The sequence below is a fragment of the Streptomyces sp. WM4235 genome (genome assembly GCF_001279725.1).
In the GTDB taxonomy this organism is placed as follows: domain Bacteria; phylum Actinomycetota; class Actinomycetes; order Streptomycetales; family Streptomycetaceae; genus Streptomyces.
In genome coordinates this window covers 1-9,265 of the sequence record NZ_LGDE01000047.1, presented here as the reverse complement: position 1 = coordinate 9,265, position 9,265 = coordinate 1, and the positions used below count along the sequence as shown (strand labels likewise).

The following is a 9,265-nucleotide window of genomic DNA, read 5'->3' as shown; positions in this document are numbered from 1 at the left end:
AGGACCACACTCTCGACCCGCCGCACGACCCACCGCAGCCCCCGACGTGGCCGGTTACCGACCACGGACATTTCCGTCACCCTCACCTGCGCAGTACACCCACTCCGCGCGACCGTGCCCCTGACATTCACTGACCGCTACACCCGCCCAAGGCCCGCACAGCCCGGCCGATCACTGCACCCCGGCGCACCACCGGGCGCACTCATCCATTCGCCACCCAACCGGAGCAACAAATTCCGTAACGGTCGTTCTGCACAATTCTTCGCACAGAGGCACGAAAAGCGTTCCTCGGAACGATTACGGCGACATGCCATCGACGAGGAAGAACAACCCGGGCTGCGTTCACCGCGGGCCGGCCTGGGTGGCAACGCCGTCACCCGGCGGCGATGGAAGTCGTGGCGACATCCCGTGCCCGGGCATAGGCCGTGCTGCTCACGGTTCCCGCCTTCGGAGAGCTGAGCCGTCTCCGTGACACGTGATGCCGACTTCTGTCTCAGCCGCGATCAGAGCTGGTCCGCGATCCCTCGGCCGATCTGTTCGAGGAACTCCTGCAGGCCGGCCGCGACGACGCCGAAGTCGTCGGCACAGGAGGCTGTGGTGGACTTCCAGATTCGTCCGTCGCCGCCGATCGCGAAGAGATGGCCTCCGCCATCGCCGGCGAATACCGGTGCGATCCACTCGCCGTCGATCGGAGCGGAGCCGTACGCGCGGAAGTGTCCTGCCACGGTCGCGGGTGAGTGGATGAAGTACCCACCGCCGACATCGGGCAGGGACGCTTCGCTGATCACCTCATAGAGCGTGGTCAGGTCGGAGAGAATCGGCGTCAGGTCGACAAGTGCGCTCGTGGCCCGGCCGCTGTCGTCGGTTGCGAGCATCACGGCATTGCGGCGAGGCGGGAAACCGGGTGGGGTGACCCGCCGGTGTGGGCGCCGGCGCGGGTTCGGGAGAATGTATCCGAAGGCTCAGCATGGGATGGGAGCCCAGCCCAAAGGTGGCTTGATGTGGGATCGGCATCTCGATCCTCTGGGGAGACCGCTCCCGGTAGCCTCGATCATGTGATGGTGGAAATGAACGCGATCAGCAGGTGGTTCGAGTCGATGCAGGGAGGGGGATTCGTCAAGGGTTCCTCCGCGGGACTGCGCGAAGTCCTGCTCGGCTGGCGCTCGTTGTTCCTCGGTGGCTGCGGCATGCTGCTCGGCTTCGGCGGTGCGATGGCGAACGACGGGATCGGCGTCAGATTGGTCCTGCTCGGCATCGGGATCGTTTCGGTGCCTCTGACGGTCGCGTCATGGAAGCAGATGAAGAAGTCAAGGACCGCTTGACTGTGGCTTCGGGCCTACAAGATGCCCACCCATGCCCAGGGCCGCGGGCCGCATCGCCCCCGTAGGCAGTCCACGCGATGCTGCGCCTGAGCCTGCCACCTCGGGTCCCCGGCAGCATGCTGGGCCGCATACGAAACCATGCGGAGCTCGCGGGCTCGTGCGAGCAGGTCGTAGCCGGACCAGTCGGTGACATCGTGGCCGTAGAGAGCGCAGTACGCGGCGTACTCGGCCTCGGTGACGGCCCCGGTGGTTCTGGTGCGGACGGCTGTTGAGGCCAGATCCCATTCCGGTGGGCCGACGGAGAACCGTTCCAGGTCCATCACCAACCGTCCCCCGCCGTTGATGCGGACGATGTTCCCGGGCCAGGCGTCACCGTGCACGGCTCGCCGGGGCAGTCCCGTGGGCAGGCCGGTCGCCCAGCGGGCGGCGAGGTCCGTGTGAAGGTCGAGGAGCCATCGGCCGTCCTCGACAGGAAGGGAGGCGCCCCGGTCAGCCTCTGCCGCACGCGGACGAAGGGGTCGAGCGTTCCGATGTCGAACGTGGGGGGGCGAGAGCGCATGCAGTTCCTTCAGCGCGAGTGCGACGTCGGCGATGGATCCGTGGTGGTGTGCCGGTACCTCCTCCCAGAACGTCGCCACCCGCCCGGTGCTCTCCACGGGCTGGTCGACCCCGAGGGGGGTGACGGCCCGGACGCCGTTGTCCGCCAGCCATCGGGCAACACGGACCTCCCGTGCCGCGGTCTCCAGCCGGTCCGGAGGCGCCATTCTGACGATGACGCCGGCCGAGAGTCGCCAGATCTGGTTCTCGGCGATACGGATCGGCTCTGCGCCGCGCGGGTCCAAGCCGGCTGCGACGCAGGCCTCCGCGAGCGCGTCGAGGGCTGGTCGCGCCGTGTTCGTCATGCCTGCAAGCTAGCGGTGATCCTCTCGCCCAGGGCCACTGCCTCCGGAATCTTCGGGTGCCGGGCCGCGAAGCGGCCGAGCTCCCTGAGGTCGTCGGCGGCCCGGAGCGAAGTAAGTCCGTCACCGAGTTTCAGCGCCTTGTGCCCGAGGGCCGCTCCCTCCCTCGGGTCGCCCCGGAACATGACGAGGGAGGCCAGCTTGGTGCACGACATGACCTTGGAGCGGGTGAAGGCGGGCCCGTGCCCGCGAACCGCGGTCCGTAGGCGTTGCCCGGCCTGTGCGCAATCGCCGCCCTCGATTCCGACCGCCAGGTCCCACAGGGCGTGAGCCGTGTCGCCGTTGTGCTGGGCCACGTCGTAGTACGCCATCCACGGAGGGTCGTCCTCCGGTCGCCGCTGAGCGAACGCGTCGTCCGCCGCGCCCACCGCGGTGAGCGTCCCTTGGGCGTTGCGTAGCCTTCCGAAGGCACGGGCCCGGGCGGTGTGCAGCATGGCCCGTTCCGAAGCGGTGAGGCGATCGGCGCGCACGAGCCCCTTCTCGGCGTTCGTCAGGCCGTCGTCGGCGTCGCCGATCCAGATGGCCTGACGAGCGAGGAAGGAGTACCCCTTGGCCCGCAGATGCCAGTGCCGGCATTCGTCCGCGCATTCAACCGCGATCTTGAACGCGAGGCGGGCTTCGTCGTGTCGGTAGACGTCGAACCGGGAGGCGCCGCAGACGAGTCCGAGGCGAGCGACGGCGGCGAGGAATTCCGGCCTGAGGGGAGCGGGGCAGGCGACGGACAGAAGCCGGGTCGCCCACTGCATGGCATTGGTGGACAGTTGCCCGATCAGCCCGCCTCCGCCATGGACGTTGTCCCACCCGTGGAGCCCGTCGGCGATGTCCAGGAGCTGCCGTATCTCCGTCGGGGTGATCCGTGCGGGGACCGGCGGCGGCGTCGCGGGCGTGAGAAGGGGGGTGAGTTCCAGCGGAGCGAGGGCTGCGAGGCTTCCCATGGCAAGGAAGGCACGACGCTCCACAGGGTCAGGGCTCCCGGTCGACGCTGATGGGTCACCCTTCACAAGGACGCGCCCTCCGCGTTCCCGGACGGCACCTTCCCCCCGCCGGGTATCCGGGACATCCACATCAGACCCTCGTTGATCCGCATCGCCGAACGCCATGGCCCAGGCGCGGGTGAACAGGCCTCCGGTACCCAGGACTTCGTCCAGCTTCGGCGCCAGGTCCTGCGGGCACCGGTAGACACCCTTCTCGACTTTCAAGATCACATCCACGCTGACCCGCACCTTTTCAGCGAAGGGTGCTGCGGTCTTGAACCCGGCCGCCTTGCGGCGTAATCGGAGTTCGGCACCGAACCACGCCTCGGGCGAACGGCTCGGGTCAAGGGACTTCTCAGGTTGTGGCATCTGAGTTCCTGGCCTCCTGATGCGGATTTCGCAAGGTATCCGCATCACCATCTGCACGCGCGCCTGGCGTGCTTGATCAAATGACTGCTGACCGGTGTGGCACCAGTACACACCGCAACCGGATACCCCTGAAGTGTTTCCGATCAACGAACTGGACTTGGCATGGTGATTCGACCCGATGCGTCCCTTGAGGTGCGAGGCATGGCGAACGGCAGGCCACGGCCGACGCACCGGTCGACGTCGAGATCCACGGGGACACGGTCCTCCTCCTGCCCGTTCCACCCCTGAGCACGACCCCGGCCGACGCCCTTCACCGGGCCGGCTCGGCAACAGCCAGGGCCGGACCCGGTCCTCACCGTGACGCCGCCCCTGTACACGGCGCTCTCGCCGCACGCACCCCTTGGGCCGCGGCCCGAGACCGACCGACTCGACCGTGACCGTGAACCCGTGAGGACCTGATGAGCACTCTGATAGAAGTTGCGGCGGTCGCCGTGCCCTCGGCGCTGGCTCTGGCGGGCGGAGGCGCGGCCTCGCACCTGCAAGGCCGGCTGCGTGCGGAGCGGCGCCGTGCCGACCGGATCCACCGGCACGCCGAGCGCCTCACGCAGCAGTTGCGGGCCGCCGAGACGATCCTGGGGCAGTTGGCCGATGAGGTGGTGCCCTCACTCCAGGTGGCCACCGTCCGGCCGGGCGCCGGGCAGGGAGTCGACCTCGTACTGCCGGAGGCCCTCGGCACCTCGGTGGCCGAGCGGGTACGAGCGGTCGTCGACGCCGTGGCCCGGGCGCTGCGGCAGGTGCAGTACGACGCGGAGACGGCCACGGGCGTACAGGTGTCCCAGGTCCGGCGAGCCGCCGACACCGCCGCCGCCGAAGTACGAGGTACGGCCGATGCGGCCGCCCAGGCCGCGGTGCGCGCCTTCGCCGAGTCTTTGGTGGTCACCGCTTCAAGGGTGAGCCGGCAGATCAGCGAGGGCGTACGCCGGCACGCGGGCGGCGAGGCGTACGAAACGCTCGTCACCATCGACCGCCTCGTCCAACAGCTGCTGCTGGTCTCGCAGAGCTACGTGATCCTCGGCGGGGGCAAGCTGTCCCGGCGCTGGCCGGCCACCAGCTTCACCGACGTGATCCAGGCCGCCATGGGACACCTCGACGGGTTCGAGCGGATCAAGACCGAGGAATCCGATGTCGCCGTGGTCAGTCGGGCCGTCGGCCCGACCGTCCACACGATCGCGGTACTCCTCGAGAACGCGCTGAAGTACTCGCCGCCGTCCGCTGTCGTGGACGTACGGCTGCTGGACGGCCACCACGGCATGACGGTGAGGATCGACGACGCCGGGCTACAGATGAACCGCGAGGCCGTGGTGGCCGCCCGCCGGATCCTGGGCGGCGAGGAAACGCAGACGGTCACCCGCCTCGGCGCGCACCCGCAGACGGGATTCGCCGTGTCCGCGGCCCTGTCCCGGCAGTACGGGTTCAGCGTTGACCTGGAGGCCCCCAACGCCTACCGGGGAACGAGCGTGCAGATCTTCTTCCCGCGAGACCTGCTGACGAGCGTCCCCGAGAGGCCGACACCGGCGGAGCCGCCCGTCGTACCGCGGTCCGCACCGGTCGTAGCGCGGTCCGCACCGGTGACCACGCCCACCGGGCTGACGGTACGCCGGCGCGACACGGCCCCCGCACAGCGGCCCGTCGCCCGACCCGAGCCGGCCCAACCCGGCCGCCCCAGCGTGGTCGTCGCCTGGGCGGCCGGTACCCGGCGCGCACGCCAGTCCCCCACGTCCGAAGGAGCCTGATGTTCACCGATACACACTCCAACAAACTCGGGTGGCTGCTCGACCAGCAGCTCGGCACCCTCGCCGGGGTCCATTGCGCGGTCCTGATCAGCGCGGACGGCCTGCTGCACTCCCGTACGTCCTCCATCGATCAGGACCAGGGCGAGCGGCACGCGGCCATCGCCTCCAGCCTGCGCGGGGCCGGCCGGAGTTACGGCGAGGCGTTCGACGGCGGCGGGTTACGGCAGATCGTGCTGGAGCTGACCGAGTACGTGTGCCTGATCACGCAGGCCGGTGAGCACATGCTGCTCCTCGCGCAGACCACCGGCCCGGACGCCGACATTGCCACCATCGCCCACCAGATGGGAGAACTCGCCGTCAGTGTGGGCGACCAGATGGCCGTGGAGGCGCGCAGGCCGGTTCCGGAAGCGCAGGCGGCGGGGTGAGCGGTCCGCGGCGAGATCCGGACATGGTCAGGCCCTTCGTACGGACCGGAGGGCGTGTCCGCCCCAGCCGGCCGGAGGTGCGCCTGGAGTCTCTGGTGCTCGCCGCGACCGGCCCGGCCGACGGACTCCTGCTCGACCACCGCCGGGTGCTGGTCCTGACCCAAGGTGTCCGGGGCGGCCTGGCGGTGGCCGACATCGCCGCGTCCCTGGCGCTGCCGCCGTCCACGGTCCTCATCCTCGTCTGCGACCTGATGGACAGCGGCCACCTCAGCACCCCTGTCAACGCCCGTGAAGACCAGCCCGAGATCGACATCCTGAGGGAGGTGCTCCGTGGTCTACGGACCAAGGTCTGAGATCCACCCCACCAGCGCCGTGCGCTCCGCGAAGATCGTTGTCGCGGGCGGGTTCGGCGTCGGCAAGACCACCTTCGTCGGCTCTGTCTCCGAGGTGCCGCCCCTGCACATGGACGAGCCGATCACTCAGGCCAGCGCCGGAGTGGACGACCTCTCCGGTGCTCCGGGGAAGAGGACCACCACCGTCGGCATCGACTTCGGCCGTATCCACATCAGTTCCGACCTCGCCCTGTACCTGTTCGGAACCCCGGGTCAGACCCGGTTCCGGCCGCTGTGGCAGAGCCTGACCGAGGGGGCGCTCGGCGCCCTGGTCCTGGCCGACACCCGCAACCTCGACGCCTCCCACGAGCACCTGTCTCTCCTGGAAGAGCACGGCATCCCCTACGCCGTGGCGATCAATCGTTTCGACGGCGCGCCCCACCCCCCGTCGGAGGAGATACGCCAGGCCCTGGCTCTGGACCCGGACACCCCGCTGACCGCCTGCGACGCCCGTGTGGGCCGCTCCGGCTACCTGGCCCTGATCGAACCCGGCACCAACCTGACCGCCCGACACCTCCGCCCCCTTGAGCGCCGCCCGTGACCACCACCCCCGGCATCCCGGCCCAGCCCCGCATCGCACTCTACGAGGCCGAGTTCGCCGCCGACCCACACGCCGCATACGCCCGGATGCGCACCCGGTACGGGCCGCTCGTGCCGGTCGATCTGGAGCCCGGTGTGCCCGCGACCCTGGTGATCGGCTACGACCAGGCCCGCCGCATCCTCAACGACGAGGACCGCTTCCCCGCGGACCCGCGCGTCTGGGAGCAGACCATCCCCGACACCTGCCCCGTGCGGCCGATGATGGAGTGGCGGCCCAACGCGCTGCGGTCCGCGGGCCCCGCGCACTTCCGCTACCGGGCGGCGAACACGTCCGCCCTGGGCGGCGTGGACCAGCACCACCTGCACGCCCTCGTCCAACGCGTCGCCGCCGGCACGATCGCCGAGTTCAGCCCAGCGGGCCGTGCCGACCTGCTGTCGCAGTTCGCGTGGCCGATCGCGTTCCGGGTCCTGAGCGCGCTGCTGGGCTGCCCGGACGAGATCGGTCGCCGGATCGCCGACGGGATGGCGCGCATCTTCGACGGTGTGAACGCGGCGACCGGCAACCAGATCCTGACCCAGGCGGTCATCGAGCTTGTCGCCCTGCGCCGCGAACAGCCCGGCCTCGACATCGCCTCCCGCCTCATCGCCCACCCCGCCCGGCTCGACGACACCGAGATGGCGCACCAGCTCGTCACCCTGTACGGAGCCGGCATCGAACCGCTGACCAATCTGATCACCAACACCGTCCTCAAGATCCTCACCGACGAGGACTTCTCCGCGACGGTGCACGCCGGAGGGGCCTCCGTACGCGAAGCCCTGGACACCGTGCTCTACCGCGACCCGCCGCTGGCCAACTTCTGTATCACCTACCCGCCCCAGACCGTCAACGTCGACGGCGTCCCGCTGCCCGCCCATCAGCCGGTCGTCATCTCCATGGCCGCGTGCAACAACGACCCCGCCCTGAATGCGGGCGGTGGCTCCGGCGACCGCGCCCACCTGTCGTGGAGCACCGGCCCACACGCCTGCCCGGCGCGCTCCCACGCCTATCTCATCGCCGAGACGGCCATCATCCACCTGCTCGACGCCCTGCCCGAGATGAGCCTCGACCTCGCCTGTCCATCCGGCGAGCTGACCTGGCGGCCAGGCCCCTTCCACCGCGCCTTGACCCACCTCCCGGTCCTCTTCCCCGCCCCCACCGCAGTCTGAAGGAGAGCCCCACATGGCATCCCAACCCGCCGCTCCGGTCGTCCTCGACCCCAGCGGCGCCGACCACCACGGCGAACACGAGGAGCTGCGCGGCCGCGGCCCCGCGGTCCGCGTCGACGTCCTCGGTGTGCCCGCCTGGTCCATCAACGACCCCGACCTCCTGAAGACCCTGTTGACCAGCCCGGACGTATCCAAGGACGCCCGCGCCCACTGGCCCGACTTCCAGGAGGTCATACGAACCTGGCCGCTCGCCCTGTGGGTGGCCGTCGACAACATGTTCACCGCGTACGGCTCCGACCACCGGCGGCTGCGACGGATGATCGCCCCGGCGTTCGCGGCTCGCCGTATCGCCGACCTCACCGGCGTCGTCGAGACCGTCGTCACGGCCATCCTCGACGACCTCGACACCCTGCCCGCCGGTGAGATCATCGACCTGCGCGAGCACCTCGCCCACCCGCTCCCGATCGCGGTGATCGGGCACCTCATGGGCGTGCCCGCCGACCGGCGCGCCGGCTTCCGCACCGTTGTCGACGGTGTTTTCGACACCACCCTGAACTCAGACGAGCAGGCGGCCAACACGGCCCGCCTCTATGCCGCCTTGGACGAACTCATCACCGCCATGCGCGCCGAGCCCGGCGACGACATGACCTCGTTGCTCATCGCCGCACGCGACGATGACGGTGACGGGCGCGGCTTGTCCGACGTCGAGCTCCGCGACACCCTCCTGCTGATGATCAGCGCCGGATACGAGACCACCGTCAACGTGATCGACCAGGCGATCAGCTTGTTGCTGGCCAACCCCGAGCAGCTCGGCCACATCCGCGCCGGCCGCGCCGGCTGGAGCGACGTCGTCGAGGAGACCTTGCGCCTGGAGCCGGCCGTCAAGCACCTCCCGATGCGCTTCGCGGTCAACGACATCACGCTGCCGGGCGGCCAGACCATCGCCCGAGGCGAGGCGATCCTTGCCTCCTACGCCGCCGCCAACCGTCATCCCGGATGGCACGACGACGCCGACACGTTCGACATCCGCCGCCCCACCCAGGGCCACCTCGCCTTCGGCCACGGCATCCACTTCTGCCTCGGCGCGCCGCTCGCCCGTCTGGAGGTCGCGACCGGCCTGCGGATGCTGTTCGACCGCTTCCCCCAGCTCGAACTCGCCGTCCCGGCCGCCCGGCTGAAGCCGCTCGGCTCCCTGATCAGCAACGGCCACCAGCAGCTCCCCGTTTGGCTTCGCCCCACCGCAGTGACCACCAACTGACCAGGACCAGCCCGATGACCACCACAG

At 69.8% G+C, this 9,265-nt stretch carries 10 protein-coding genes and 1 pseudogene; 7 read left to right on the top strand and 4 right to left on the bottom strand.

Annotated elements, in window-relative coordinates:
- Window positions 1–503: 503 nt before the first annotated feature.
- Complete coding sequence (locus tag ADK55_RS06540; protein ID WP_053676509.1) at window positions 504–875, bottom strand: hypothetical protein; 372 nt, start codon at window positions 873–875, stop codon at window positions 504–506.
- Between the two features lie 192 nt (window positions 876–1,067).
- Between ADK55_RS06540 and ADK55_RS06535 the strand changes: the two genes are divergently transcribed.
- The gene (locus ADK55_RS06535; protein ID WP_159041292.1) at window positions 1,068–1,322 is read left to right on the top strand and encodes a hypothetical protein; all 255 of its coding nucleotides are present in this window, start codon (window positions 1,068–1,070) and stop codon (window positions 1,320–1,322) included.
- 14 nt (window positions 1,323–1,336) lie between these two features.
- Here the strand turns inward: ADK55_RS06535 and ADK55_RS06530 are convergent, their stop codons facing one another.
- The 3 genes and pseudogenes from ADK55_RS06530 to ADK55_RS40670 form a co-directional block, all read right to left on the bottom strand.
- Window positions 1,337–2,224, bottom strand: a complete 888-nt coding sequence (locus tag ADK55_RS06530) for an aminoglycoside phosphotransferase family protein (protein ID WP_053676507.1) — start codon at window positions 2,222–2,224, stop codon at window positions 1,337–1,339.
- Window positions 2,221–3,216 (bottom strand): hypothetical protein, encoded by a 996-nt coding sequence (locus tag ADK55_RS06525; protein ID WP_234349919.1) that lies wholly within the window; start codon window positions 3,214–3,216, stop codon window positions 2,221–2,223. Before ADK55_RS06525 ends, ADK55_RS06530 begins: the two co-directional genes overlap by 4 nt.
- Before the next feature lie 198 nt (window positions 3,217–3,414).
- A pseudogene (locus ADK55_RS40670) lies at window positions 3,415–3,624 on the bottom strand (helix-turn-helix domain-containing protein); the annotation flags it as partial.
- 458 nt (window positions 3,625–4,082) lie between these two features.
- On the opposite strand from ADK55_RS40670, the gene ADK55_RS06520 reads away from it, so the two are divergent.
- The 6 genes from ADK55_RS06520 to ADK55_RS06495 are packed head-to-tail and all read left to right on the top strand — an operon-like array spanning window position 4,083 to window position 9,238.
- The gene (locus tag ADK55_RS06520) at window positions 4,083–5,417 is read left to right on the top strand and encodes an ATP-binding protein (RefSeq protein ID WP_063839458.1); all 1,335 of its coding nucleotides are present in this window, start codon (window positions 4,083–4,085) and stop codon (window positions 5,415–5,417) included.
- Window positions 5,417–5,842, top strand: coding sequence for a roadblock/LC7 domain-containing protein (locus tag ADK55_RS06515; protein ID WP_053676504.1), 426 nt, complete (start codon window positions 5,417–5,419; stop codon window positions 5,840–5,842). The genes ADK55_RS06520 and ADK55_RS06515 overlap by 1 nt, the downstream gene beginning before the upstream one ends.
- Window positions 5,843–5,865: 23 nt before the next feature.
- Window positions 5,866–6,195: a DUF742 domain-containing protein gene (locus tag ADK55_RS06510; protein WP_053676503.1), complete on the top strand. Its 330-nt coding sequence runs from the start codon at window positions 5,866–5,868 to the stop codon at window positions 6,193–6,195.
- Window positions 6,173–6,775, top strand: a complete 603-nt coding sequence (locus tag ADK55_RS06505; RefSeq protein ID WP_053676502.1) for a GTP-binding protein — start codon at window positions 6,173–6,175, stop codon at window positions 6,773–6,775. The genes ADK55_RS06510 and ADK55_RS06505 overlap by 23 nt, the downstream gene beginning before the upstream one ends.
- Window positions 6,772–7,980 (top strand): cytochrome P450, encoded by a 1,209-nt coding sequence (locus ADK55_RS06500; RefSeq protein WP_053676501.1) that lies wholly within the window; start codon window positions 6,772–6,774, stop codon window positions 7,978–7,980. The genes ADK55_RS06505 and ADK55_RS06500 overlap by 4 nt, the downstream gene beginning before the upstream one ends.
- A 13-nt stretch (window positions 7,981–7,993) precedes the next feature.
- Window positions 7,994–9,238: a cytochrome P450 family protein gene (locus tag ADK55_RS06495; protein WP_053676500.1), complete on the top strand. Its 1,245-nt coding sequence runs from the start codon at window positions 7,994–7,996 to the stop codon at window positions 9,236–9,238.
- Window positions 9,239–9,265 lie beyond the last annotated feature (27 nt).